The sequence below is a fragment of the Natronobiforma cellulositropha genome (assembly GCF_025629245.1).
Taxonomy (GTDB): Archaea; Halobacteriota; Halobacteria; order Halobacteriales; family Natrialbaceae; genus Natronobiforma; species Natronobiforma cellulositropha.
Window position 1 is genome coordinate 101,479 of sequence record NZ_JANZXN010000060.1, and the last position, 25,246, is coordinate 126,724.

General features: G+C 67.0%; 27 protein-coding genes and 3 pseudogenes. 11 read left to right on the forward strand and 19 right to left on the reverse strand.

Features of this window, described 5'->3' with window-relative positions; all coding sequences use genetic code 11:
• Positions 1-170: 170 nt before the first annotated feature.
• A complete protein-coding gene (locus tag N0B15_RS17810) occupies positions 171-431 on the forward strand; it encodes a hypothetical protein (RefSeq protein ID WP_263021060.1) in 261 nt (86 codons plus the stop codon).
• A 308-nt stretch (positions 432-739) separates the two neighbouring features.
• On the opposite strand, the pseudogene N0B15_RS17815 reads toward N0B15_RS17810, so the two are convergent.
• The 8 genes and pseudogenes from N0B15_RS17815 to N0B15_RS17845 form a co-directional block, all read right to left on the reverse strand.
• Positions 740-1,170 (reverse strand): annotated as a pseudogene (locus N0B15_RS17815) (hypothetical protein); the annotation flags it as partial.
• A gap of 227 nt (positions 1,171-1,397) precedes the next feature.
• Entirely contained in the window at positions 1,398-1,796 is a 399-nt protein-coding gene (locus tag N0B15_RS17820) for a hypothetical protein (protein WP_263021061.1), read from the reverse strand.
• Positions 1,797-2,200: 404 nt separating this feature from the next.
• A pseudogene (locus N0B15_RS17825) lies at positions 2,201-2,525 on the reverse strand (transposase); the annotation flags it as partial.
• Positions 2,498-2,623 carry a DUF7342 family protein gene (locus N0B15_RS18380; protein WP_425494254.1) on the reverse strand — a complete coding sequence of 42 codons (126 nt, stop codon included), beginning with the start codon at positions 2,621-2,623 and terminating at the stop codon, positions 2,498-2,500. The pseudogene N0B15_RS17825 and the gene N0B15_RS18380, both read right to left, overlap by 28 nt.
• Before the next feature lie 267 nt (positions 2,624-2,890).
• Positions 2,891-4,183, reverse strand: a complete 1,293-nt coding sequence (locus N0B15_RS17830) for an adenosylhomocysteinase (RefSeq protein WP_263021062.1) — start codon at positions 4,181-4,183, stop codon at positions 2,891-2,893.
• Positions 4,184-4,357: 174 nt separating this feature from the next.
• Complete coding sequence (locus N0B15_RS17835) at positions 4,358-5,362, reverse strand: hypothetical protein (protein ID WP_263021063.1); 1,005 nt, start codon at positions 5,360-5,362, stop codon at positions 4,358-4,360.
• Positions 5,363-5,534: 172 nt separating this feature from the next.
• Positions 5,535-6,830, reverse strand: a complete 1,296-nt coding sequence (locus N0B15_RS17840; RefSeq protein ID WP_263021064.1) for an amidohydrolase — start codon at positions 6,828-6,830, stop codon at positions 5,535-5,537.
• 26 nt (positions 6,831-6,856) lie between these two features.
• Positions 6,857-7,666, reverse strand: a complete 810-nt coding sequence (locus N0B15_RS17845; RefSeq protein WP_263021065.1) for an FkbM family methyltransferase — start codon at positions 7,664-7,666, stop codon at positions 6,857-6,859.
• Positions 7,667-7,786: 120 nt separating this feature from the next.
• Here N0B15_RS17845 and N0B15_RS17850 point away from each other — a divergent pair, with 120 nt between their 5' ends.
• Together N0B15_RS17850 and N0B15_RS17855 are read left to right on the forward strand one after the other, a co-directional pair.
• Positions 7,787-8,770, forward strand: coding sequence for a phosphotransferase family protein (locus N0B15_RS17850; RefSeq protein WP_263021066.1), 984 nt, complete (start codon positions 7,787-7,789; stop codon positions 8,768-8,770).
• A gap of 44 nt (positions 8,771-8,814) precedes the next feature.
• A complete protein-coding gene (locus tag N0B15_RS17855) occupies positions 8,815-9,591 on the forward strand; it encodes a stage II sporulation protein M (RefSeq protein WP_263021067.1) in 777 nt (258 codons plus the stop codon).
• Here the strand turns inward: N0B15_RS17855 and N0B15_RS17860 are convergent.
• The gene (locus N0B15_RS17860) at positions 9,588-12,200 is read right to left on the reverse strand and encodes a heavy metal translocating P-type ATPase (protein ID WP_263021068.1); all 2,613 of its coding nucleotides are present in this window, start codon (positions 12,198-12,200) and stop codon (positions 9,588-9,590) included. The genes N0B15_RS17855 and N0B15_RS17860 overlap by 4 nt on opposite strands.
• A 214-nt stretch (positions 12,201-12,414) precedes the next feature.
• Between N0B15_RS17860 and hisG the strand changes: the two genes are divergently transcribed.
• Positions 12,415-13,269, forward strand: coding sequence for an ATP phosphoribosyltransferase (gene hisG, locus N0B15_RS17865; protein WP_263021069.1), 855 nt, complete (start codon positions 12,415-12,417; stop codon positions 13,267-13,269).
• A 46-nt stretch (positions 13,270-13,315) separates the two neighbouring features.
• Here hisG and N0B15_RS17870 read toward each other — a convergent pair whose 3' ends face one another.
• Entirely contained in the window at positions 13,316-13,753 is a 438-nt protein-coding gene (locus N0B15_RS17870; RefSeq protein ID WP_263021070.1) for a DUF7473 family protein, read from the reverse strand.
• 62 nt (positions 13,754-13,815) lie between these two features.
• Here N0B15_RS17870 and N0B15_RS17875 point away from each other — a divergent pair, with 62 nt between their 5' ends.
• The gene (locus tag N0B15_RS17875; RefSeq protein ID WP_263021071.1) at positions 13,816-13,962 is read left to right on the forward strand and encodes a hypothetical protein; all 147 of its coding nucleotides are present in this window, start codon (positions 13,816-13,818) and stop codon (positions 13,960-13,962) included.
• 2 nt (positions 13,963-13,964) lie between these two features.
• Here N0B15_RS17875 and N0B15_RS17880 read toward each other — a convergent pair whose 3' ends face one another.
• Complete coding sequence (locus tag N0B15_RS17880) at positions 13,965-14,525, reverse strand: TATA-box-binding protein (protein ID WP_207586397.1); 561 nt, start codon at positions 14,523-14,525, stop codon at positions 13,965-13,967.
• A gap of 181 nt (positions 14,526-14,706) precedes the next feature.
• On the opposite strand from N0B15_RS17880, the gene N0B15_RS17885 reads away from it, so the two are divergent.
• A complete protein-coding gene (locus tag N0B15_RS17885) occupies positions 14,707-15,738 on the forward strand; it encodes a methyltransferase domain-containing protein (RefSeq protein ID WP_263021072.1) in 1,032 nt (343 codons plus the stop codon).
• Positions 15,739-15,741: 3 nt separating this feature from the next.
• Here N0B15_RS17885 and N0B15_RS17890 read toward each other — a convergent pair whose 3' ends face one another.
• The gene (locus N0B15_RS17890) at positions 15,742-16,128 is read right to left on the reverse strand and encodes a hypothetical protein (RefSeq protein ID WP_263021073.1); all 387 of its coding nucleotides are present in this window, start codon (positions 16,126-16,128) and stop codon (positions 15,742-15,744) included.
• A 143-nt stretch (positions 16,129-16,271) separates the two neighbouring features.
• On the reverse strand, positions 16,272-16,712 hold the full coding sequence (locus tag N0B15_RS17895; protein ID WP_263021074.1) for an acyl-CoA thioesterase: 441 nt from the start codon (positions 16,710-16,712) through the stop codon (positions 16,272-16,274).
• A gap of 118 nt (positions 16,713-16,830) precedes the next feature.
• Between N0B15_RS17895 and N0B15_RS17900 the strand changes: the two genes are divergently transcribed.
• Positions 16,831-17,085, forward strand: coding sequence for an AbrB/MazE/SpoVT family DNA-binding domain-containing protein (locus N0B15_RS17900; protein ID WP_263021075.1), 255 nt, complete (start codon positions 16,831-16,833; stop codon positions 17,083-17,085).
• Between the two features lie 61 nt (positions 17,086-17,146).
• Here N0B15_RS17900 and N0B15_RS17905 read toward each other — a convergent pair whose 3' ends face one another.
• A complete protein-coding gene (locus N0B15_RS17905; RefSeq protein ID WP_263021076.1) occupies positions 17,147-18,205 on the reverse strand; it encodes an AAA family ATPase in 1,059 nt (352 codons plus the stop codon).
• A 39-nt stretch (positions 18,206-18,244) separates the two neighbouring features.
• On the reverse strand, positions 18,245-19,384 hold the full coding sequence (locus N0B15_RS17910; protein ID WP_263021077.1) for a DUF7282 domain-containing protein: 1,140 nt from the start codon (positions 19,382-19,384) through the stop codon (positions 18,245-18,247).
• Between the two features lie 246 nt (positions 19,385-19,630).
• Here N0B15_RS17910 and rnz point away from each other — a divergent pair, with 246 nt between their 5' ends.
• Positions 19,631-20,563: a ribonuclease Z gene (rnz, locus tag N0B15_RS17915; protein WP_263021078.1), complete on the forward strand. Its 933-nt coding sequence runs from the start codon at positions 19,631-19,633 to the stop codon at positions 20,561-20,563.
• A gap of 290 nt (positions 20,564-20,853) precedes the next feature.
• On the opposite strand, the pseudogene N0B15_RS17920 reads toward rnz, so the two are convergent.
• Positions 20,854-21,060, reverse strand: a pseudogene (locus N0B15_RS17920) (IS6 family transposase); the annotation flags it as partial.
• Between the two features lie 114 nt (positions 21,061-21,174).
• On the opposite strand from N0B15_RS17920, the gene N0B15_RS17925 reads away from it, so the two are divergent.
• Entirely contained in the window at positions 21,175-21,594 is a 420-nt protein-coding gene (locus tag N0B15_RS17925) for a hypothetical protein (RefSeq protein WP_263021079.1), read from the forward strand.
• Between the two features lie 271 nt (positions 21,595-21,865).
• On the forward strand, positions 21,866-23,839 hold the full coding sequence (locus N0B15_RS17930; protein ID WP_263021080.1) for a DUF460 domain-containing protein: 1,974 nt from the start codon (positions 21,866-21,868) through the stop codon (positions 23,837-23,839).
• Here N0B15_RS17930 and N0B15_RS17935 read toward each other — a convergent pair.
• From N0B15_RS17935 to N0B15_RS17945, 3 genes are all read right to left on the reverse strand, one after another.
• On the reverse strand, positions 23,836-24,096 hold the full coding sequence (locus N0B15_RS17935; protein WP_263021081.1) for a DUF8015 family protein: 261 nt from the start codon (positions 24,094-24,096) through the stop codon (positions 23,836-23,838). The genes N0B15_RS17930 and N0B15_RS17935 overlap by 4 nt on opposite strands.
• Before the next feature lie 64 nt (positions 24,097-24,160).
• A complete protein-coding gene (locus tag N0B15_RS17940) occupies positions 24,161-24,589 on the reverse strand; it encodes a hypothetical protein (RefSeq protein WP_263021082.1) in 429 nt (142 codons plus the stop codon).
• A gap of 62 nt (positions 24,590-24,651) precedes the next feature.
• On the reverse strand, positions 24,652-24,831 hold the full coding sequence (locus N0B15_RS17945) for a DUF7470 family protein (protein WP_263021083.1): 180 nt from the start codon (positions 24,829-24,831) through the stop codon (positions 24,652-24,654).
• A gap of 110 nt (positions 24,832-24,941) precedes the next feature.
• Between N0B15_RS17945 and eif1A the strand changes: the two genes are divergently transcribed.
• On the forward strand, positions 24,942-25,229 hold the full coding sequence (gene eif1A / locus N0B15_RS17950; RefSeq protein WP_263021084.1) for a translation initiation factor eIF-1A: 288 nt from the start codon (positions 24,942-24,944) through the stop codon (positions 25,227-25,229).
• The last annotated feature ends 17 nt before the right edge of the window (positions 25,230-25,246 follow it).

Below are 25,246 nucleotides of genomic sequence, written 5' to 3' on the forward strand. Positions count from 1 at the left end.
TCGAGCGGGAGGGACCCACCCTCTCAGACCCGCTCGCGTGCGCCCTCGGAGGAGCCGACCACGAACCGCCCGGAGGCCGGATGCAGACCGGCGTCACCGGACGGTGAGAGGGCCACCTCGAGAGAAAATGACAACACAGTAGTACTCACCCAGGAGAGGAGAAAGGAGAGATGGTACCCCAGACAGACGAGGCCCGGCTCACCGAAGCGGAGGTGTACGCCGTCGTCCACGCGGCGGTGAAAGACGCACTGCTCGACGCACTCGGAACGGCGCTGCTGCTCGGCTTCTCACTCGCGTTCCTCTGGGTCGGCACCAGCGCCCTCCTGACCGAGCCCTCCACGGCCCAGGCCGGTGTCGGGATCGCGACGGTCGCCCTCTCGGTCGTGCTCGCCGCGATGGCGCTCGACTACCTCCCGAAGATACGGGGGTGAGACCATCTATGGATACAACGCAGATTACTCGCCGCCACCTTCTCGCGGTGCTCGGTAGTACGTTCGCAGCAGGGTGTGTAGATTCACTTCCAGTCGGTTCAACAGGAGTACCGCTTGGAAGGGCCGTGGTGAATCGCCACACTGCGGTTTATTTTACTGTTTGACGTCATGCTTGATATTGTAGACGACGCATAATCCGAGATGAGGAGGCGTTGGTGGACACAGCCGTTGCCTCCTCATTCCTCTCGAAAAGATGCCTCGAGAAGCCGCCGCTGTCACGTGGTTCTCCGCTTAGCTAAAGACGGATACTGGACGCAGTAATCCGTCCGGCGACAGTAGTGCTTGCTTGCGGTTTCGCGGTCGAAAAACGTCGCGTCCGTCGCTGCATGACCGGACGGCTCGTGCATCTGCGTCCCAAAATCGTGGAACGATTTTGTGGGCTGCACAAGAGCTGCGCTTTCGTGAACGCCGATAGGCGCAGCAGCACTCGCCAGACAGCGATCTTGATCTTCTCAAACGCTTTTACTAACGTGGAGTGGTGAGGGAGACCGACCGCGTTGAGGCCTATTTCCGCCAGTATTTGAGGCATCTCGCTCAACAAGTCGAGCGATTCGCGGTAAGATTTCTTCAGGTAAATCCGCAGACAATGCAGCGAAACGACGGCGAATTCGCCTCGGCCACTACCAGCACTTTTTGCCAACCTCACGACCTTCCCAGTGAATCGGGAACTCTTGGACATGAACTATTAGCCGTTTTTCCGCTTCAACTCCCTAGATTTAATGGTTTGACTCGGCGCAGTCTGGCAATGCACCAGAGTCGAAGGAAAAGGATCGACGATCGTCAAAGCGCCTCTGGTGCCAGTCACAGACCCAGTCAGTGGTTCGCGCGGCGCCGCCGTCGCCCGAAAATGGAATCACTTTTAGAACCCCGACGCTGGTATGGGGCCGTCTGACTGCGGACTGTCACCTACAGGTACACGTGGCGTCGGTACACCAAGTACCCGAGCAGGGCGACGTGCGCTGCGACCAGGACGATGTCTCTGAGCCCCACTGTGACCTCAAACGAAAGGGTGTAGGCGAGGCTAAGGAGTACTGCTCCGAGTAGGCCGATCCAGCCGATAGGCCGCCGCTGGTACATCGTCACCGCTATCGCGAGGAGGACGAGGCCCGGAACGCCGTATGCGAGCGTCGCCCCTTTCAGTGGTTCTGTGGTCGGATCTGCGACCGCTGTAATCACCGCGATAGCGACGGCGAACACGGCGATCCCACCCAAGCAGAGCGATCCAACTGTGACGTCCGGTGGCGGTGGGCTGTCTCCGTTCTTCTGCACCAGCTTCTCCGAGAGTGTCCAAAGGTGTGAGGTCATCTATTGGTAGTAGTGATTATGACGTTTGTAGCTTTTCTTCGTAGACCTATATTTTCATCATTCTATCGGGTTGGGTAACGAGAGGTAGCGTACGCCCTCCCTTTCTCGCTGTGGCCTACTCGCAGGGGAACACGATGTACCAGTTCTCCGTGTTCCCGAAGATGTCCTCCTCTTCGTACACGTAAGCGTATCTGTACTGGCAGTCGTCAAGGTCACTTTCGAGCGAGAAAACCTGGGCATCCTGTCATCGACCGGCGTCACACGCCTCGTCACTGGGTGCGTATCCAGCGTCTCGTCAGCTTCGTGTGATTGCCTGGCGGCTCCGTCGATGTCGGTTACTTACTTTTTTAGGAGAGTGTCATACAATTCGCCGGCCGTGATGAATCGCCATACGGCGGTTGATTTCACTGTTTGATAGCACGCTTGATGTTGTAGACGACATACGCCAGGACAATTTCACAGAACTCACGATACCAGAATCGCGCACGCATGGCGTCGCCTAGCGTGCACTTAATCACCGAGAAGACAGTCTCAGATAGGGCTCTCTGGCCGTAGAGAGCCTCATCGATCCGCGCGTTGTGTGCGTGATCGATGGGGCGGAACCCTCGATACTTGATCAGCGGCCTCACGCCCTCTGCTCTATTTTTCGCGTAAGCGCTTCCAGCTGTAGCCTTTGTCCGCAGCGAGGCTTCGCAACTCGCTCACGTTGCGGCGAGCGAGTAGACAGCCGTTCCGTCCTGGTCGGTCTTCTGGAGGACGTCCAGAGCGACGAGTCGCTCGAGGTGGTCTCTCGCCGTGTTCTCGGCGACGTGAGCCTCGTCTGCGATGTGTGAGCCGGACGGGGCTGTGAAACGGAGTCAGCAACTGCCTGCACCCTGTCAAAGGCACTCGTGTGCACCTTCCACGCGTCGACGCCAGCGGCCTCTTCAGTCACACATAGAGAGAGGCCACGGCGCATAAATCTACTCCAGACGCAAATAGTTGCGCTGGCTGTGGACAACCAGGACTCTACAGCGCAACGTGAACACGCCGTAGACGATGCAACCCGCAGCGAGTAGCGGCCCGAAGCTCGAGCGCAGAACCGGCCCTCGAGCTTACGTCCCGTGGTCCCACGAGCCCATGTACTCGCGCTGGGTCTCGGTGAGCGAGTCGAAGGCGACGCCATCGGCGGCGAGTTTGATCTCCGCGATCTCCCTGTCTAAGTCGTCGGGTACGTCGTGGACGCCGGGACCGTACTGCTCGCTATTCTCGAGCAGTTCCCTGACACAGACGGCCTGGACGCCGAAGGACTGGTCCATCACCTCGACGGGGTGGCCGAGCGAGACGGGCGCGGCGAGGTTGACGAGTCGCCCCTCGGCGATGACGTTCAGGCGGCGGCCGTCGGCGAGTTCGTAGGCGTCGACGCCGTCTCGAGCCTCGTACCGATCGACGGCGAGGTCGGCGAGCGCCTCGAGATCGATCTCGATGTCGAAGTGGCCCGCGTTCGCCAGTAAGACGCCATCTCCCATCTGTTCGAAGTGCTCGCGGACGATCACGTCGCGGTTGCCGGTGGTGGTGAGGAAGACGTCACCGACGGCGGCGGCCTCGGCCATCGGCATGACCTCGTAGCCCTCCATGTGCGCCTCGAGCGCGCGCCGTGGCTCGACCTCGGTGACGACCACGTTCGCGTTCTGGCCGCTGACCTTGCTGGCGACGCCCTTCCCGCAGTAGCCGAAGCCGGCGACGACGACGGTCTTACCCGCCCACGAGAGGTTGGTGGTCATGGCGATGGAGGCGAGTGAGGACTCGCCGGTGCCGTGGACGTTGTCGAACAGCCGCTTCATCGGCGTGTCGTTGACGGCGAAGACGGGGTACTCGAGTGCGCCATCTGCGTCCATCGCGCGCAGGCGGTGGACGCCGGTGGTCGTCTCCTCGGCCCCGCCGACGATGCCCTCGATGAGTTCGGGGTACTCCTCGTGGATCATCGCGACGAGGTCCATCCCGTCGTCGACGGTGACCGTCGGCTCGTGGCCGATGACGGCGTGGATGGCCTCGTAGTACTCCTCGTCGTCGACGCCGCGTTTGGCGTAGCTCGTGATCGAGTCGTGGGCGTCGAGCGCCGCCGAGACGTCGTCGTGGGTCGACAGCGGGTTACAGCCGGTGACGGCGACCTCCGCACCGCCGTCGGCGAGCGTCTCCACCAGAATCGCGGTCTTCGCCTCGACGTGCATCGCCATCGCGATGCGCTCGCCCTCGAAGGGCTGGTCGGCGAGAAACTCCTCGCGGACGTGCTCGCAGATGGGCATGTGCTGGGCGGCCCACTCCATCTTCCGGCGGCCCTCCGCTCGAGCCGTCTCCACGTCCGATAGCTGCTCGCTGATCGGCGGATACGCCTGCGTGTCGGTCATGCCCGGAGAGACAGCGACCGCGCTCAAAACGGTACCGGACTCGGATGGCCGGGGCTGGCCGTCTCCTACTGACCGAAAAACGCACCGCAGTTCCACACGGACGCCGACGGACGGGGTGCCTCGAGTGTGTCCGTCGGTGGTCTCGAGTGAGTGTCGGACGGTGCCTTCGCCGTCTCAGGCGTCGTCCTCACCGCTCTCGTCGTCTTCGTCGCTCTCCTCGTCGTCCTCACCGCTCTCGTCGTCACCCTCGTCTTCGTCACCGCTCTCCTCGTCGTCACTCTCGTCAGCCTCGTCCTCGTCGTCCGCCTCACCCGGCGGTCCGGCGTGTGCAGGCGGGCCACGGCGGTCGTCACCGTCGTCGTCATCCCCCGGTGGTCCCGCGTGGGCGGGCGGGCCGCGTCGGTCGGCGTCGCCCTCACCGGGTGGGCCAGCGTGGGCCGGTGGACCGGCGTGGGCCGGTGCGTTCCCGGGGTTGTGCTCGAGGACGAACGACGCCACGGCGATGCCGCGCGGTTCGTCACCCGTCTCGAGCTGGGCGACGAACTGACTGACGAGCGCACCGAAGTTCTCGACTTCCTCGGCCGCCTCGAGCGTCGCCGTTGTCTCCGCGCTCGCGTTCTCGTGGCTCGCAGTGAGCGCGACGGTCACCGTCTCGCTGGGTGACTCGAGGGTGACCTGTCCGTTTGCGTCGGTCAGGTACGACCCCGTGCCCGCGTAGGAGTCGTTCTCGTCGACAGCGACCTCGAGCGTCGCGTCCGCGACCGGTTCACCGTCGGTGACGGTCACCACGACGCCATCCGTCTGGGAGACGGTGATCGAGAGGTCGCGCTCACCCTCGAGTGTCACCGTCCGCTCGCCGGTTGCGTCTCCGGCGGTCGCCTCGAACGTGACCGTGCGAGTCTCGCTCGGCGGCTCGAGCGTGACCTCGCCGTCGGCGTCGGTCTCCCCGACGAAGACGGTCTCGCTCGAGTCGTTCGTCGCGGCCGTCGCGCTCACGCTCGCGTTCTCGACCGGGTCGCCGTCGGCCGTCACCGAGACGATCACGAGGTCGTCAGTCTCGGTAACGTCGACCTCGAGCGTCGCGTTGCTCGCGTCGGCTGCGGCTCCGGTCCCCGACAGTGCCAGGACACACAGCACCGCCAGGGCCACTCCTGCGCTCAGTAGTCGGTAGCGTCTCATCACGGCTCAGCGTTCACGGTCTCGAGGATAAACCCCCGCCGTGGTTCGCCCCGTTCGAACGGGTCACAGCGGGCGGAGAATCGTTTAGAGCGTTTATCAGGCGCGCAGGTCGTTCAAGAGATCGTGAGTGTCACGGTTGCCGATCAGTCTCGGTCGACGCAATCGACTGGCTTCACTCGACGCGGTCGGTCAGTGCGTGGGCGTGCTCGCGTGCGCGCTCGAGCACCGCTTCCTCCTCGAGCGTCAACACCTCGCGCTCGCGCATGAGCACCTGTCCGTCACAGACGGTGTGGCGAACGTCGGCGGCGGCGGCCGCGTAGGCGAGGTGGCTGACGAGGTCGTGGGCGGGCGTCAGGTGCGGTTTCTCGAGGTCGACCACCGCGAGGTCGGCGGGCGCACCGGGTTCGAGGCGGCCGCTCTCGAGACCGATGGCGTCGGCGCTGCCCCGGGTGAGCATCTCGACGACCGCGGGGGCGGAGACGGCGCTCGCGTCGTCGGCGGCGAGTTTGCCGATCATCGCGGCGTCGCGTGCCTCGTCGAGCAGCGAGAGGTCGTTGTTCGAGGCCGCGCCGTCGGTGCCGAGACCGACCGTGACCCCGGCGTCGAGCAAGCGCTGGACGGGAGCCATCCCGCTCGCGAGCTTCGTGTTCGAGGCCGGACAGTGGATCACACCCACTCCCGTCTCGGCGAGGAGGGCGATCTCGGTCTCGTCGACGTGGACGCCGTGGGCGACGAAGTCGCCGGACTCGAGCATGCCACGGTCGGCGGCGTACTCGAGCGGGCGAACGCCGTGTTCCTCGACGATGGGGTCGACCTCGTGGACCGTCTCGTTCGCGTGGTAGTGGATCGGAACGCCCGCCTCGCGCGCTTTCGGGACGTACTCCTCGAGATAGGTCTCCTCGACGGTCGTCAGCGAGTGGGGCATGAACGCCGTCGAGATGCGCCCGTCGGCCGCGCCGTCGAACTCGCGGGCGACCGCGAGGCTCTCTTCGGTGTCGGCGCGCGCGTCCGCTTCCTCCTTCCCGACCGTGATCGTCGCGTGGCCGAGTCGGGCGCGAAGCCCCGACTCCTCGACTGCGGCCGCGATCGACGGCACCTCGAAGTACATGTCGGCGAACGCCGTCGTCCCGGATTTGATCATCTCGAGCGCCCCGAGTTCCGTGCCGACGCGGATGTCCTCGGGGGTGAGCGCCGCTTCGGCGGGCCAGACGTCCTCGCGGAGCCACGACTCGAGCGGTTTGTCGTCGGCGTAGCCGCGTAAGAGCGTCATCGCGACGTGACAGTGGCCGTTGACGAAGCCGGGGGTGACGAGATCGCCGCGCGCGTCGAGCACCTCGTCGCCGTCGGCTTCCAGGTCGGGACCGATCTCGAGGATCTCGCCCGCGTCGGTGTCGATCAGTACGTCCGCCGTCTCGACGGTCAGGTCGGGAGTGAGCACCTGGCCGCCGACGACCGAGAGCGTCTGCATGGCGGGCGCTTCGCCGCCTCGGGGCGTCAATCTGGCGACTCGCGCTTTCGCGGCTCACACCGCCAGTAGCCCGCCCGTTCGGCGACGGTGTAGGCGAGCGAGTCGAGCACCGCCCGCGTCTCCCCGGGAACGTCGCCCGACAGCCCCGCCTCGTGGACCTCGACGAAGAGCGTCGGCCGGTAGCGCTCGAGCGTCTCGCGCGCACCGCGGAGGACGGCGGGGGCCGCCCCCTCGACGTCGACTTTTACGAAGTCCGGCGGCGGCAGTTGGGATGCGAGGTCGTCGAGGCGAACGCAGGGAACCTCGAGAACGGTCTCGACGCGCGCCCCGAAGCGGCGGGCGCTCGCCGCGTCGAACCCGGAGAGTTCGGGCAGCGAGGAGACGTAGAACGGGCGGGTGGGTGGGCGGCCGCCATCGCGAGTGGCGACGCCTCGAGCGTCGCCGACGCCACAGGGGACGACCCGAATCTGCGATTCGAGACCGTTCAGCCGGACGTTGGTACGGAGGCGCTCGAGTGCCACCGGCGAGGGTTCGACCGCCACGACCTGCCGCTCGTGAGCACTGCTCGCCAGTGCGAGCGCGTAGATACCGACGTTCGCCCCGAGGTCGAAGACGACCGCACGGGGGCCGCAGGCGGCGAGTTCGGCGAGCATCGCGTCGCTGCGGTGGCGGGTGAGGAGTTCGTAGCTCCGGATCGGCCCACCAGCGGTGTCGGCCCGGCGAGCGAGGAGTTCCTGTTCGTAGTTGTAGCCGACGAGTCGGTCGTAGGCGGCGTGGCCGAGCGCGAGGGCGCGGCTGCGAACGCGGCGGGCGAACGCGAGACGGCGGCGGTCCACACGGGAGCCGACGGCGAACGCACCGATTCGAGTTTCGGCGCGTCTCAGCCGGTGAGAGCCTACTCTCGAGCGCCGGGAGGCTCCCGAAGGCGTACCCGTCCCGGCGTCGCCAGTAGCGTCGTGTGCCGACGGCCAGTCCCGGCGGCGGACCCAGAGCACGTCTACGAGGAGATCGCTCGCACGGCGCTCGAGACGGAACTCCGCGGCGTCCGTCGGCTCGCGGGTGGAGCGCTCGCCGACACCTCGCTGCTCGAGCTCGCTGGCGACCCGGCGCGCGTCGTGTGCAAGCGCGGTGGAGCGAGCGTCTGGAGCGGCGACGTGATCGAACCGCTCGTCGTCTCGCTCGTCGGGCGCGAGAGCGCGCTTCCGGTCCCGACGGTGCTCGCCAGCGGCGCGGTTCGGTGGCCGGCGGGGGCCAAACGCGGGCGAGCGACACACGAGCGCTTCGCGTGCTACTCGGTCTGTGTGGGGCGCACACCAGAGCCGTACCGCGACCTCGAGCCGCCCGTCCTCCGTCGCCTCGTCGTCGACGCCGGGCGGCTGCTCGGCGCGCTGCACGCGGCGAATCCGGGCGGCTTCGAGGAGGTTGGGGCGCTCGCGCGCAGTGAGGGTGGACTGTGTCTCGTCGAGCCGTGTGGGTGGCACGCCCTCGATCCAGGGCCACTCGGCCGGGCGCTCGGGGCGTGGCTCGGCCTCCCGCTCGCCGGTGAGGAGGGCGCGCGGCCCGTTCTCGACCACGGCGACTACCGCCCCGGAAACGTGCTGGCCGACGAGCGCGGGGCGATCACCGCCGTCCTCGACTGGGGCAACGCCCACGTCACGACGGCGGGCTACGCGCTCGCGCGCGCCGAAGCGGGGTTCGTCGACCGCCACCGGGTTGGACGAGGGGGGCGACGGCGACTCAGGCACGTCTTCCGAGCAGGCTACGCCAACCACGCGCCGCTACCCGACGGGTTCGAGCGCCTGGCACCGCGGTACAAGGCGCTGTGGCTCGCCCAGTCGCTGGCGAACTACGCACGGGTCGCCCGCAGCCGGGACGGGAGAACAGCCCTGCGCCGCCAGCTCGAGTCGGCGCTCGAGCGCGCCCGACACCTGCACCGATGACGCGAGTCAGCGGATTTATCGGTGGCTCGAGAGAACGAACGGGCATGAACGATCCACTGAGAGGGGAGCGTGCGTGGCCGCCGTTCGCGCTCGTGCTGGCGGTGGTCGCCGTCTCGAGCGGCGTCGTCGGGTGGTACACCGCCGACTCGGCCGCCGTCGCGCTCGGTGCCACGGTCACGGCGGCCGCGCTCGTCGCCGTCGGTGTTCGCGCCCCGGGCGCGCTCGCAGCGGCGTGGCGCGAGCATCGCCCCTACGTCGGCTTCGCGACGGGCCTGTTCGCCGCGGGTGCCGTCTTCGGCGTCCTCCTCTTTCTCGCGGGCGTCGACCTGGTCGACGTCTTCCTCGAGTTACTCGAAGAGGAGTTCGGCCCGCTCGAGGAGGGCGAACCCGGAGACGAGCTGGCGCTCGAGGTGACGGCGGGCTTTTTCATCGCCCAGAACACGCCGCCGTTTCTCCTCTCGATCTTCGGGGCGGTGACGGTCGGCGTGCTGACGCTGGTAATCATGGTGATCAACGGAATTCTCGTCGGAAACGTCGTGGTCTCCGTCGGCGGCGACGTCGGTTTCGCGATCGTCATCGCCTCGATCGTCCCCCACGGCATCTTCGAACTGCCCGCGCTGTTCGTCGCCGCAGGCGTCGGCTTCCGCCTCCTCCACCGGTTCGTCCAGCGGGTCACCGGCGCGCGCGAGGCGTTCGTGACGAAATCCTCCCTCTACCGGACGGGCGTCTTCGTCTGCTTCGCGTGGCTCGTCCTCGTCCTCGCCGCGTTCGTCGAGGCCTACGTGACGCTCTGGCTCGTCGACCTGCTCTTCGGGAGCTAGCCGAGGCGAGCGCGCAGCCACACGAACGGCCGGACGAGCGCCGGACGGTACGCCTCGTGGGGATCGTACGCCGCGAACGCCAGACTGTTCCCCATCACGCTCACGCTCGAGCCAGCCATCGCGAGACCGGCGAGCGCGGGGTTGAGCAGGCCGAGCGAGGCCACCGGAATGAGCGTCGCGTTGTAGGCGAACGCCCAGAAGAGGTTCTGACGAACCTTCGAGATGGTCGCCTCGGAGACGTAGACGGCCTTGAGCACGTCCGCCGGGTCGTCGCGCAGCAGCGTCACGTCGGCCGACTCGATGGCCACGTCGGTGCCCGAACCGATGGCGACGCCGACGTGGGCCGCCGTGAGCGCCGGTGCGTCGTTGACGCCGTCGCCGACCATCATCACGCGCGTGCCGTCCGCCTGGAGGGTCTCGACGTGGTCCGCCTTCTCCTCCGGGAAGACCCCCGCACGGACGTTCGCGGGGTCGATACCGACCGACTCGGCGACCGCGCGGGCGGTCCGCTCGTTGTCACCCGTCAACATCACCACCTCGGTCCCCCGTCCGCGGAGCGCCGCCACCGTCTCACGGGCGCTCTCGCGCACCTCGTCCGCGACCGCGAGCACGCCCACGAGGTCGCCCTCGACGGCGACCAGCACCGCCGTCTTCCCCTCGCGCTCGAGGCGCTCGAGCGTCGCCGACGCCGGTTCGGGGTCGATACCTGCCTCCGAGAGCAGTTCCCGGCGGCCGACGAGGACGCTCCCGCGGTCTGTCTCGGCGCGCACGCCGTGGCCGGGGACGTTCTCGAACGTCTCGAGGTCGCCCACCTCGAGACCGCGCTCGCGAGCCCCCTCGACGACGGCGCGCGCGATGGGGTGTTCGGAGCCGGATTCCGCCGTCGCTCCGGCGGCGAGGGCGAGCGACTCGAGCGGTTCGGCGCTCTCGAGTGTGCTCGCGCCGCCGTCGGCCGCCGTCTCGCCGCCGTCGGGTTCGGCGCGTACGGCCACGACGTCGGTCAGGGCCATCTCGCCGTGGGTCAGGGTGCCGGTCTTGTCGAAGACGACGGTGTCGACGCCGCGGACCTGCTCGAGGACGTCGCCGCCTTTGAAGAGGACGCCGTTGGTCGCCGCGAGTGTCGAACCGACCATCGTCGCCGCGGGCGTCGCGAGTCCGAGCGCACAGGGACAGGCGATCAACAGCGCCGAGGCGAGGACGACCACCGCGAACTCGAGGACCGGCACGCCACCGGCGACGGGACCGCCGCCGACCGGCTCGAGCAGCGGGAGCCAGGAGCCGACCCACGCAGAGACGCCGTAGAACGTCTCGGGAAACGCCAGCCAGAGCAGCGCCCAGACGGTCGCGTTGACGATCACCGCGGGGACGAAGTAGGCGCTCACCCGGTCGACCAGCCGCTGGATCTCCGGCTGGCGTGACTGGGCCTCCTTGACGCGCTCGACGATCTGCTGGATCGCCGTCTCGGAGCCGACGCGGGTCGCCTCCACCAGCAAGAGACCGTTCTCGTTGATCGTCGCACCGACGACCTCGTCGCCCACTCCCTTCTCGACGGGCACCGACTCGCCGGTGAGCATCGACTCGTCGACGGCGCTCTCCCCCTCGAGCACCACGCCGTCGACCGGAATCTTCTCGCCCGGACGCACCCGGAGGTGGTCGCCGACGCGGACCTCCTCGAGCGCGAGCGCGACCTCCTCGCCGTCGCGGACGACGGCCGCCTCGTCGGCTTCCATCTCGAGCAGTTCCCGCAGCGCGTTACCCGCGCGGGCTTTCGAGCGGACCTCGAGCCAGTTGCCGAGCGTGATGAACCAGAGGATGAAGGCGACGGCCTCGAAGTAGAGCCCGCCGGTGACGACGCCGAGGAGGACTGCGCTGCTGTAGACGTAGCCCGCCGAGGTCCCGACGGCGACGAGCGTGTCCATGTTCGCCCGGCGGTCGTGGGCGAACGCCCGGTACGCCCCCCGGAGGAACTCGCGGCCGAGCGTCGCCATCAGGAGCGTCGCGAGGGCGAACTGGCCCCACTGCGCCCAGGTCGCGTGGTGGAGGACGTCGAAGACGCCGAACAGCATCGCGATCATGACCGGGACGAACGGCAGCGTCAGCAGGCCGCCGCCGATCACGAGACGGCGCTGGCGGGCGAGTTCGCGCTCGACGGCGCGCTCGCGGCCGCTCTCACCCCCGTCTGCGGTCTCCTCGCGAACGAGGTCGTAGCCCGCCGCCTCGATGGCGTCGTAGATGGCGGGGAGCGAGGCGTCGGCCGGGTTGTAGGTCACGCGTGCCTCGTCGGCCGCGAAGTTCACGTCCGCGCGGACGACCCCCGGCACCGACTCGAGCGCCTCGCCGACCGCGGTCGAACAGGTCGAACACGACATCCCGAGGACGGCAACCGACGCCGACACCGACTCGGCCTCGTAGCCCGCCGCCGCGATGGCGTCGTAGATGTCCTCGAGCGAGGTTCGCTCTGGGTCGTAGGCGACGACCGCCTCGTCGGTCGCGTAGTTCGCACTCACCTCGGAGACTCCCTCGAGTGCCGAGACCGCCGTCTCGACGCTCCCCGAACAGGTCGCACACGACATGCCCGTAATCTCGAGGTGGGCGCGTCTTTGGGTCATACCAGATACTACGGGCTACCCGTTCATGCGAGTTGTGCCTTAGAATGTTCGGGTGGTTCACTACGAGTTTTCGAAAATAAGTCGAATGAGGGGTTTTGGTCTCACCTCGAGAGCGTCACGGCCGCGCTCGGGGCGTGACACACCGTCCACACGCCACGAGGCGGACTCGAGCGGATGGAAAGACAGTTCCCACCCGCGCCCGAACGGTCGGCAAATGCGAATCGCCGTCCCCAACAAGGGCCGCCTGCACCAACCCACGATCGACCTCCTGGAACGGGCGGGACTCCACCTCGAGAACGGCGCGGACCGGAAACTCTACGCCGAGACGGTCGACCCCGACGTGACCGTCCTCTTCGCGCGCGCGGCGGACATCCCGGAGTACATCGCAGACGGCGCGGCCGACGTCGGCATCACCGGTCTCGACCAGGTCAGAGAGAGCGCGAGCGACCGGATCGAGAGCCTCCTCGACCTCGAGTTCGGCCGCTGTCGCCTCGTCCTCGCCGCGCCCGAAGACGGCGAGATCGCCACGAGTGCGGATCTCGAGGGAGCGACCGTCGCCACCGAGTTTCCGACGATCACCCGGGAGTACTTCGCCGACGCGGGCGTCTCCGCGGAGGTGATCGAGGTGACCGGTGCGACCGAACTCACCCCCTACGTCGACATGGCCGACGCCATCGTCGACATCACCAGCACGGGGACGACCCTGAAGGTGAACCGGCTGGCAATCGTCGACGAGGTGCTCTCGAGTTCCGTCCAGCTCTTCGCCCGCGAGGACGTCGTCGGGGACGCCAAAGTCGGCGAGATCGCGACCGCGCTCTCGTCGGTGCTCGCCGCCGACGGCAAGCGCTACCTGATGATGAACGTCCCCCAGGACCAGCTCGAGGCGGTCCGTGAGGTGATCCCTGGACTCGGCGGGCCGACGATCATGGACATCGCCAACGGCGAGGGCGAGGCGGTCGCCGTCCACGCCGTCGTCGACGAGCGCGACGTCTTCGAGACGATCACCCGCGTGAAAGAACGCGGCGCGAGCGGTATTCTGGTGACCGAGATCGAGCGCTTAGTCGAGTGAGCGCACGCCCGTACGGCGTGGCGCCGAGCCGTCGAGCGGGGCTGGCTCAGCCCGGTGCCTGTCCGAGCAAGTAGACGAGGTTGACGATGGTGAACCCGACCAGCAGCGCGACGGTGTAGTAGATCACCGTCACGAACACCGTCAGCTTGTGGCTCAGGTCGTAGACGACGTAGATCAGGACGTAGGCGACGACGACGGTGATGGCGGCGGTGATCGCCGGACCCGCCTGCTGGAGCATGAGCGCGAACAGCCCCAACACCGGCGCGACGCGAAACGCCCGCCCGACCGAGACGTCGCCGAGGACGTACCTCGCGGCGACGTGGAGCGTGACGCCGTAGAAGAGTGTCGCGAGCACGAACGTGCCGAGGTAGGCGAAGACGCCGCCGGGTGCGGGTTCGACCACCTGAGCGAGCGACGGCTCGAGCGCCCCCACCGAGACTACCGTCGGGCCGACTGCGAGGAGACCGCTCGAGCCAGGTGCCATACGTCGGCGCTTCGCACCGGGGAGGTTTGTGCCTACCGATACGCCTCACTCGAGTGCGTAAGGTGCCCGCTCGAGTCCGGACGGGAGACTCACTCGAGTGGACGGAGACGGCCGGTGCGGGTGCGCTCGAGATGGCACTCGCGCTCGTAGGCGGCGTGTGCAGTCGGGAGAACGAGATGCCCACGCGAGTGAGCCGGCGTCGGCGGTGACGCTACTCGAGTAAGCCGAGGTCCTCGAGTCGCGAGACGATCTTGTCGACGGCGTGTTCGGCGTCGACAGGCTGTTTGCCGCCGGTGATGACGAGTTTACCGGAGCCGAAGAGGAGCGCGACGACCTCGGGTTCGTCGAGGCGGTAGACGAGACCGGGGAACTGTTCGGGTTCGTACTCGATGTTCTCGAGACCGAGACCGATGGCGATGGCGTTCAGGTTGAGGTTGCGCCCCAGGTCCGCGGAGGTGACGATGTTCTGGACGACGATTTCGGGATCGTCGTTGACCTGAATCTGGAGTTCGCGGAGCTTATCGAAGACGATACGGAGACTCTCGTGAACGTCGTCGGTGCTCTTCGCACCGGTGCAGACGATCTTCCCCGAGCGGAAGATCAGTGCAGCGGATTTGGGGTTCTGAGTGCGGTACACGAGGCCAGGGAACTGTTCGGGGTCGTAGTCGGCCCCCTCTAAGTCCATCGCAACGCTCTGGAGATCGAGTTCCTGCCCGATGCCGGTCGACGCCACCACGTTTTCGATATTGATGGTGTCCTTCGGATCCGTCATAAGTCGCTTAAAAAGACGTATTTAAGGTTTATAAAGCTTAGTGCTGTCGTCTGATCTATCCGGTACTCTGATCGTCCGCGAAGGCGACCAGCGCGCACCCGCCGGTTCGCAGACCGGGTGTACACCCGCCCGCGCTCGAGAAAACGGTAGGCTCATACCTCGCGCGCGGCGACGGACGTGCGTGTATCTGCTCGAGTTCGGCGGTGAAGACGACGCGTTCGCCGCCTGTGAAGCCGCGAGTGCCGCGAGCGGCGTCCGTCGGATCGCCCCCGGACTCGCCGTCGCGCGCGGCGTCGTACCCGAGCGCGTCCGCGGACTCGCCTACACCCAGCGGGCGAGCGCCCTGCTCGGACGGACCGACGCCGACGTCGAGAGCGCGCGGGCGCTGCTCGAGACCGCCATCGCCGACACCGACCGGACCGGTTCGATCGCCGTCCGCGCCGCCGACGTCCACGGCTCGAGCGGCGTGAGTACGGCCGCGGCGGAACGGGCGCTGGGGAGCGTGCTCGTCGAGCGCGGCTTCAGCGTCGACCTCGAGCACCCGGACCACGTCCTCAGGGCGGCGTTTTCCGTCGGCGAGATCGACGGCGAGTCGGTCGCCGTCTGCGCGCTCGGCTGGCTCGAGACCGAGAGCGTCCGCGACTTCGGGACGCGCGCGCCAACGGACAAGCCGTTCTTCCAGCCGGGAAGCATGGACCCGCTGTTCGCGCGCGCCGTCGTCAACATCGCCGGGGCGCGCCCCGGGGCGACGGTGCTCGACCCGATGTGTGGCACCGGCGGCGTACTCGTGGAGGCCGGACTCGTCGGCGCGACCGTCCTCGGCACCGACGCCCAGGAGAAGATGGTGACCGGCGCACGGACCAACCTCACACACTTTCTCTCGGGGAAGTCACCGACGGGCGTCCCCACCGGGGCGTTCGCGGTCGCCCGCGGCGACGCCACGCGCCTGCCGCTCGCCGACGACGCGGTCGACGCCGTCGTCTTCGACGCCCCCTACGGCCGTCAGTCGAAGATCGAACGCCACCGACTCGACGACCTCGTCTCGGGGGCGCTCTCGGAGGCGCGCCGGGTCGCCTCGCGGGCGGTCGTCGTCGCCGACCGGTCGTGGGAGAGTGCGGCCGAGGAGGCGGGCTGGGAACTCGAGGCACGCTTCGAGCGCCGGGTTCACCGCTCGCTGACGCGCCACGTGCTGGTGTTGACCGCGAGCGAGTGAGTCCTATCCCAGCGCGGCCTGCGTGCGAGCGGCCACCCAGTCGTAGCTGGCGGCGGCGACGCCGATGGCGAACGCGAGAGCGAACGCCAGCGCCTCGGAGTCGAGCGTCAGCGTCGACTCGAGTGACGGCACCGTGAGCGTCCCGACGAAGACGAGCAGCGCGAGCCAGCTGGCGAGACCGAAGCGCAGTACGTGGGTGTAGGTGAGCGCGGTCTCGGGCACGACGACGAGCGCGAGACCGACGAGCGTGCCGGGAACGAACGCCAGCGCCGCGAAGGCGACGAGCGGAAGGTCGGTCGTGGCGTCGAGGACGGTCCCCGTGGTGAGCGCGAGCGCGAGCGCACAGACGAAGACGGTGGCGACGCGCTCGAGCGTCTCTGCGGTGGGCATACCTCAGCGTCGAACGTCGGTGTAAAGAACTTGTTGGTCACCGCGAGCGCGGGTGCGCGCGGCAGGTGGATGGACTCGAGTGGGGCCGGTCAGTCGAATGGACTCGAGTGGGACGATCAATCGAATGTACTCGGTGAGAGCGATCAGTCGGCGGCGCTCTCGAGGACGCGCTCGCGGAGGCGTTCGTCCTCGTCGGTCTCGACCTGGAGGTCGGGGACGGGGACGGGCGAGCCGTGTTCGTCGATGGCGACGAAGGTGAACGTCGACTCGGTGGTCTTCTCGGTCTCGCCGGTGCGCGGTTCCTCGCGCCAGGCGCGGAGGGCGACGTGGACGCTCGTCTGACCCGCGTCGTAGACGTAGGCCTCGACGAGGGCGGTGTCGCCGATCAGGACGGGGCGCTCGAAGTCGAGTTCGTTCACCCGTGCGGTGACGCAGGTCTCTCCGGCGAAGCGCATCGCCGACATCGCACCGACCTCGTCGAGCCACTTCATCAGGTTGCCGCCGTGGAGCGTCTGGTAGTTGTTCGCGTGGTTCGGCTGGACGCGAAACCGGTTCCGAATGCGCGTCTCCGTGAGCGTGGGCATGAGCGACCGTTCGCCCCAGGAGAGATAAATCGCCGCGGTATCCGGCCGGGTCGTCGGGCCGAGTGTCGTCGGCCGGGTTTATCGTCGCCGAATGCATCAGTGCGAGTAGTGGTGACCAGTGAGTTCTGACGAGGGAGAACCGACGGCCTACGGCACCGCTGAACGCAACGACCGTGGACAGCTGACGATTCCAAAACAGCTGCGAGACGACCTCCAGCTCGACGGCGGAACGACGTTCGAAGTGCGCCGCGAGGGTGGCGAGATTCGGCTGGTGCGGGAGGTACCCGAACTCGAGACGGTGACACGGGGCGGCGAGTGGGGACGGGAAGCGTTTCGCGACGCGGGCGGGGCGACGTTCAGTAACCGTCAGTGATGCTACGTACTGAGGTGTGAGCGACGACACGCTGGCGAGTGGGCGGCGAGTGAGCGGGTGCTCACGCCTCGCGGCCGAGTTCCGCCAGCAGGCGCGAGACGTGGACGCGGTCGCTCGTCCCCTCGAGCATGACGAACTCGACGTCGGCGGCGAGACGGTGGATGCGCGCTAAGTCGGCTCCCTGGTAGCGTTTTCGCGAGACGGCGAGGATCTCCTCGAGCACCTCGCTGCCGCTCAAGCCCTCGTCGACGAGCAGGCTGTCGAGCGTCTTGCGGGCGTCGGTAAACTGGCCGGTCTCTGCGGCGTCGAGCATCGTTTCGACCTCCTCCGTGAGACCGACCGCGCCGATAGTCTCGTAGGCGCTCTGCATGGTGATCTCGTCGGTCTCGAGCGCGGTCGTCTGGGCGGCCAGAATCGCCCGCCGGAGGTCGCCGTTGGCGTAGCCCGCGACGAACTCGAGGCCGTCGGCGTCGTATGGAACGCCCTCGCGTTCGACGATCCGCTCGAGGACGGTCGCGATCTCGGCGCTCGAGGGGGCGCGGATCGAGACGGGGAAACACCGCGAGCGGATCGGCGGGATGAGTTTCGAGGGCTGGCGCGTCGCGATGACGAACTGCGTGGTCCGGTGGTGTTGTTCCATGATCCGGCGCAGCGCGTGCTGGAAGTCCTCGCGGATCCCCTCGGTGTTGTCGAGTAAGATGGTCTTGTAGGTCCCACTCGAGGGGGCGTAGCCCGCCTGTTCTTTGAGGACGTGGGCGATCATGTCGCGTTTGGACCACTCGCGTTTGTACTTCTTGCGCTGGTCGGATCCGCGCCGGTACTGCTTCGAGAAGGCGGTCTGGCCCTGGAGGAAGTGTGAGAAGCGGGGGTCGTCTCTGATCTCGGCTTTCGTCCGGTCGAAGAAGTCGGCGACGTTGAGTTCGACGAAGTCGTTGTCGACGTCGTCGTGAGCCTCGCGGGCCAGCGCGCGCGCCGCGGCGGTCTTCCCGCTGCCGGGCGGTCCCTGGAGGATGAGGTTGATCGGTTCCTCGACCGCCCGTGCCAGGTACTCGCGGGCGTCTGCCTGTGGCAACTCCGCGAGCGTCGGCGCGTGCGTCTCGGTCCACAGCGGCGCGTCCATCGTCGCCGGATAGGGATGGGGCGGGTAAGAATCGGTCGGTTACTCCTCGGCGTCGCCCTCGTCGTCGGTCTCCTCCGCAGCCCCGAACTCCTCGCCGATGGTGACCGTCGTCTCGATACGTTCGCCGTCCTCGTCGGTGAACGCCGTCGCCTCCTCGTCTTCGAGCGCCGACGGTTCGCCCTCGTAGGCGACGACGGTGACGGTCTCACCGTCTGCGAGTCCGTCGAGGTCGAGCGTGACGTTCTCGTGTGCGCCGGGACCGAGCGCATCGGAGGTGGCGAGCGGCGAGCCCTCGTCGTCCTCGACGGCGAGGAAACCGTCGGCCGGGAGGGTCGCGTCGAGGCGGAGCGCGTCGCCGTCGGCCGCGAGGACGCGCAGGTCGGGTTCGGCGTCGTACTCGAGGTAGACCTCACCGAGTGAGCCGTCGTGGGCGGTGTAGACGCCGTAGACGTACGCGCCGGGGTCGGTGCCGTTGAGGTCGACCGAGAAGGTGAGTTCACGCGTCTCGTTGGGCTCGAGTTCGGGTAGCTGGCGTTCGTAGAGTTGGCCGCCGAGGCGGACGTCGACGTGTTCTCTGATCTCGGCGTCGTTGGGGTTGTGGACCTCGGCAGTGATCTCGAGCGTGGTGTTGACCGCCGCCGTCTCGGGGGCGTCGACGGACTCGACGGAGAGCGAGGTGGTCGCGTCGGCCGAGATGTCGTCGCTCATCGTCACCGTCGCGGTGTCACTGACCGGGTAGCCGTCGTCGACGTACGGGCGGTCGTGGTCGTCACCCTCGGCGGCCTCGCTCTCGTGGACGAAGGTCTCGTTCTCGGTCGCGTCGTGGTAGACCGTCGCCGTGAGCGCGCCGAGCATCTCGAGGTCCTCGTCGCCGCGCTGGTCGACGACGACCTCCTCGTGGCTACCCGACTCGAGGTACGCGGAGACGCCGACGACCTCGTGGCCATCGGCGACGACGACGAAGCCACCGTCGGAGAGTGAGACGTTGTCGACGACGACGCTCGTCCCGTCGCCGGTCTGGTCGGCGAACGCGATCGAGGCCTCGGGCTCGTCGGCGACCTCGGCACCGAAGAGCATGGGTGCCTGGCCGACGACCGTCCCCGCCGCGAGGACGATAGCGACGGCGATCAAGATCGCGCCGATCCGTTTTACCGTTCCAAACCGTTGTGTCGTGCTCATTGTGTCGCAGATAGCCGGGTATTACCAGACCCTTCGAGGGCCAGCGACGTAAACTCCGTCCTCCGTTTCTGACACGACCCGGACGATAATGCCGAATTGGGTACCGTTCACACCGTTCACGGCAACGTGTTCTCGAGGAACACATCAGTTCGTGTGTAGTTTCCCGGCATCCGTCCGGAGTGGCAGCGAGGTGCCCACCGCGCGATTCGAAGCCGGTTTAGCCCTCGCCCGCCGACACCGTCACAGATGCCACTGCGCGTGACGTTCCTGGGGACGGCCGGAGCGGTGCCGACCACGGCGCGAAACCCGAGTTCGATCTTCGTCGCTCGAGAGGGCGAGGAGCTGCTCTTCGACGCCGGGGAGGGCACCCAGCGCCAGATGATGCGCTTCGGAACCGGCTTCGCACTCGGCCACCTGTTCGTCACGCACCTCCACGGCGACCACGTCCTCGGAATTCCCGGCTTGCTGCAGACGATGGACTTCAACGACCGCGAAGCGCCACTCGAGATCCACACCCCGCGTGGGACGCGCCGCGAGATCGAGTCGCTCGTGAGCCTCCTCGGGAACCGGCCGACGTTCCCGGTCAGAGTCACCGAGGCCGCCCCCGGCGAGGTCGCCTACCGCGCCGACGAGTACGAGGTCCGCGCGTTCGCGACCGACCACGACACCCGCTCGGTCGGCTACGCGCTCGTCGAAGACGACCGGAAGGGCCGCTTCGACCGCGAGCGCGCCGAGGAACTCGGCGTCCCCGTCGGCCCGCAGTTCTCGAGACTCCACCGGGGCGAGGCGGTCGAACTCGAAGACGGCACCGTCGTCGACCCCGACGAGGTCGTCGGCGAACCCCGCCCCGGCCGGTCGCTCGTCATCACCGGCGACACCCGGCCGACGGCGGCCACACTCGAGGCCGCGGAGGACCCGGACCTGCTGGTCCACGACGCGACCTTCGCCGACGACCGCGTCGAGCGCGCGAGCGACACCGCCCACTCGACCGCCCGCCAGGCCGCCGAACTCGCCAGCAGAGCGGGCGCGAAACGCCTCGCCCTGATGCACCTCTCCTCGCGCTACGCGGGCCGGGCCGACGCCCACCTCGAGGAAGCCCGCGAGGTCTTCGACGGCGAGGTGTTCGTCCCCGAAGATGGCGAGACGCTCGAGATACCGTACGCAGACGGCGAGGCGTAGACTACACTTACGGTGGTCGCGGGGTGAACGGATAGTAACGTCCTCGAGGAGACGGCGGGACAGAGAGCAGAACGCCGATCGACTGCTTACGGTTCGAAAATGGTCGGGTCGGCTCTGGTGAACCACTAGACGACGGCGACTGTCGGTGGAACATCGCGCCGCTCGAGTCGCCACACGGGGACGATCACGGTGAGAACCTCCTGGAATCGGGCGGTGGCACGCTGATGAGCCGGTCTCTGGACAACTGTAAGACAACACGACTCGACGCAGTATGACGATTCCCAGAGCCGTCCTAATTGAACAAGCGCCGTCCGAGAGCCACACTGATCGACGAGAAAGGGCGCCTCAGAGAGGCCGTGTTTCTCGCGGAGTCCATGCAGGAACGCAGCTACCGGATCAGTGCCGTGGCGACCGAACAACTGGGCGTCGAGCATCAACTTCGTTCCGAGGGCTATTGGGGCGTACAACCACAACCACTCGCCGTTACTCTTGACAGCAGGCTTCGAAGAGTCGTGATGGATCACAGCACATATGTGTCAATCATCTATTATTCGGTCCGATGTGTCGATGTCTGACGAGACTTTATACTGGTTGGGAACCCCGCATGAGATATGAGTAGTGATTCGAAGGAATCCGCGGGAGGCGACAAACAGAACCAGTCCCCTGAGACGGATGGCACCGCATCTGCGACTGACACGCCCAGGACACAACCGCTGTCGATAACGCTTCCAGACGGGAGTGAGAACGTTGCTGACGCGATCGTCACCCATAGAGAGATGCTGACTGATCCCCACGAACACGGGTTGGCAACTGCTGAGGACATCTCACATCTTTCAGAGGCTATGGAAACATTCACGGGTAGATTAGAAAAGACCACCCAGCAGTACGACGAGTCTCAATCGCAGATCGACGACCTCCAACATGTCGTGGAACAACAACAGCAACAAATCAACGAACTGCAATCGGTAATCATTTCACTCGCAGATATTCTGGGGACCGAAGTAGAGTGGACAACGTTCAACGATACATAGGGGGAGCCGCAGGCGCCACAGGAAGTCGTCTACAACGTCGAGCGAGCCATCAGCGATAGTAGCCACTGCAAGTCAGTGCATACCTGATCGCCAGACGGGTCGGCGATGGGTGTGTAAATCGTTGCAGTTGTTACTGTAGTGAAATCAACCGCTGTATGGCGATTCACCACGGCCTATTTATCAAATGTCCCCTGGGTGGGAAATCGACACCATCGTGTCAGCCCGTCACACCCGCGGCGGATTTATACCCTCCTCACCCCTATCGCCTCCCGTGAGCACACGAACGAGTGCGCTCGAGGCGACCGTCTTCGGCGTCGACATCCAGAGCGGGGACGTCCGCGGCGACGCCCCCTCCTACGCGCTGGTCGAGTTCGACGGCGAGACGCTCGAGCGCGACGTCGTCTCCCGGCGAAAGCTCCGCCGACGGATCGAGGCGGTCGAACCCGCCATCGTCGCGACGGACAATATGTACGAACTCGCGGCCGACAAAGACGAACTCGTCCACGTGCTGGGCTCGCTCCCGACGGAGACGATGCTCGTCCAGGTGACGGGTGCCGAACAGCCCGAACCGCTCTCGCGCGTCGCCAAGCGCCACGGCATTCCCTACGGGAAAGAGCCGATGCGCGAGGCTGAAGCCGCCGCCAGACTCGCCGCCCACAACGTCGGCTACGAGGTGTCGGCGTTCACCGACACTACCGAAGTCAAGGTCTCGCGCGGGCGCTCGACCGGCAAAGGCGGCTGGAGCGCGGATCGCTACACCCGGCGCATCCACGGCTCGGTCAAACGCACCGCCCGCGAGGTCGAATCCGCACTCGCGACGGCGAACCTCGAGTACGAGCGCGAGATCCGCGAGGCCTACGGCGGCTACGCGAACGCGGTCTTCACCGTCGAGGCACGCCCGGCCGACATCCCGGTCTCGGCGACCCGCTCGGGCGACGTGCGCATCGAGGTCGAACGGGTCCGCCGCGACGGCATCGAGTTCCGCCCGCTCGCGAAACGCCTCGATCACGTCCTCGTCGGCATCGACCCCGGGACGACCACGGCGGTCTCGATCGTCGGTCTCGACGGCGAGGTACTCGACGTCTGGAGTTCGCGCACGAGCGACACCGCGGACGTGATCGAGTGGATCGTCGAGCGCGGCCGCCCCGTGATCGTCGCCGCCGACGTGACGCCGATGCCCGAAACCGTCGAGAAGTTCCGCCGGAGCTTCGACGCCGCCGGCTTCACCCCCGAGCGTGACGTCCCGATCGACGAGAAACAACACCGCACGCGCGAGCACCCCTACGACGACGACCACCAGCGCGACGCGCTGGCCGCCGCGCTGTTCGCCTTCGACGCCCACGAAGACCAGTTCGAACGCATCACCCGGAAAGTACCGCCGGGACTCGACCGCGGCGAGGTGATTGCCCGCGTCGTCGCCGGCGAGGAGAGCGTCGAAGCCGTCCTCAGAGACCTCGACGAGGACGACGGGCAGGACGAGGAGACGACCGACCACCAGCCACGCGAACTCACCGCCGAGGAGAAACGCATCCGCAACCTCGAGCGCCAGGTCGAGCGTCTCCAGTCACACGTCGAGACGCTCGAGGGCCGCATCGACGACCGGGACGAGCAGATCGAGGACCTCGAGACCGAACTCGCCGTCACCCGCCAGGAGGAGCGCCGACGGGTGCGCAAAGACCGGGAGGTGACCCGCCTCGAGCGCCGCGTCGAGACCGTCGAACGCGAGCGCGACGAGGCTCGAGACGAGGTCGAGGCGCTCGAGGGGAAACTCGAGCGGCTGAAAGAACTCTGGAAACTCGACCACTCGAACTTCGCCGACGTCTCGGCCAAACGGGCGGGGCTCGTCCCTGTGAAAGTGATCGAGAAGTTCACCAAAGGGGCGATCCGCGAGGCCCACGAGGGCTACGGACTCGCGCGCGACGACGTGGTCTACCTGCGCGACGCCAGCGGGGCCGGCCGCTCGACGGCGAGGAAACTCGCCGCGTTCGAGCCACGGGTCGTCCTCAAAGACGGCGGTCTCTCGGAGGTCGCAGACGAGATCCTCTTCGAGGCCGAGATTCCCGTCGGTCCCGCAGCCGACGTGGCGATGCAAGAGATCGACGAACTCGCCGTCGCTCGCGAGGACGACGTCGACGCCGTCATCGCCGACTGGCGCCAGCGGGCGGCCGCGCGCAAACGTGACCGGAAGGCCGCGATGGTCGACCGCCTCATCAGCGAACACCGCGCGGGCGACAACGAGGCCTAGCGCTCCGGCGCGGTCTCGAGCGGCGAGAGCACCGCTGGCACCTCCTCGAGTTCGACCTCCGCCGCGAGGTCGTCGGTCTCGTCGACGGGACCGTTGACGAACAGCGCGTGGCCGATGAAGGCGATGGCGACGACGGCGAACAGGGGGATCGCCACCTCGAACGCGACCGGCGTCACGAACGCGACGAGCGCCCCGAGGACCATGCTCGCGGCGATCGCGACCAACACGAGATCGTAGTACTGCAGCGAGTAGACCATGCTACTAGTACGCACTCGAGCGATAAAGAACCGATGCTCAGGCGAGACGTGATAATCTCCCGAACTAGCGGTCTTCGACGAAGACCCGTGTGGTGTCGCGACTGAACAGCGTCCGTCTCGAGAACAGGTAGCCGACGGCCGACACCGAGAGAACGGTGGGGACGACATCGACTCGAGCGAGGCTCCAGAAACCGCCGAGGGTGAACACCAGAATCGAGAGCGGCCAGGCCCATGGCCGTACCGTCCACAGCCCGTAGACGGCCACCGCGATGGCGAGGAAGTACGACGCGAGTACGAAGACGACCAGCGCCAGGAACACGACCCGGAGGAGCGAGGGCCGTCGGAGGACGACCGTTTCGACCAGTTCGACGAAGAAGTAGAGCGCGAAGAAGCCGACGACGAGCGAGGCGAGCGCACCGACGCCACAGACGAGGCCGATCCCGGGCGGGCGCTCGGGACCGACGACTGTGCTGGAGGGAGGCTGACGGCCCATACCACCAACGTGTAGATAATCGTAGAAGTGTGTTCGGGTTTCGCTCGAGCGCCCACAGACGACTAGAACATACCCCAGGAGGCGAGCACGCTGCTGACGAGTCCCTTCACCACCAGGCCGAAGCCACCGAGGATCAGCGCCATCCCCGCGGCGATCAGGAGATTTTCGGAGGCGATGAGCGCGATGCCGCCGACGATGGCGAGGAGACCGACCAGGCCGAGCGGGCCGAGTTTGTCGTACATACCGCGAGTGAACGCTCGAGTGAGTAAAACGCGCTGGTTTCGAGAGCGGGAGGCGAGCGCGATCACGGAGACGAAAAAAGATAACACAATTCGAGTACAAACGGCCCGGTATGAGTCAGGACGACGGCAAGTGCACGGACCTCAGAATGCCAGCCGAGAGCGAGGTCTTCGCGACCGTCACCGCCATGCTCGGGGCGAACCGCGTCACCGTCCGCTGTAGTGACGGGAAAGAACGCACCGCGCGGATTCCGGGGAAGATGCAAAAGCGCGTCTGGATCCGTGAAGACGACGTCGTCCTGGTCGACCCCTGGGACTGGCAGGACGAGAAGGCCGACATCACCTGGCGCTACGAGAAGGCCGAGGCGGACCAGCTCCGGCGTGACGGCCACGTCCAGTGACTCGAGCGCGCTCGAGA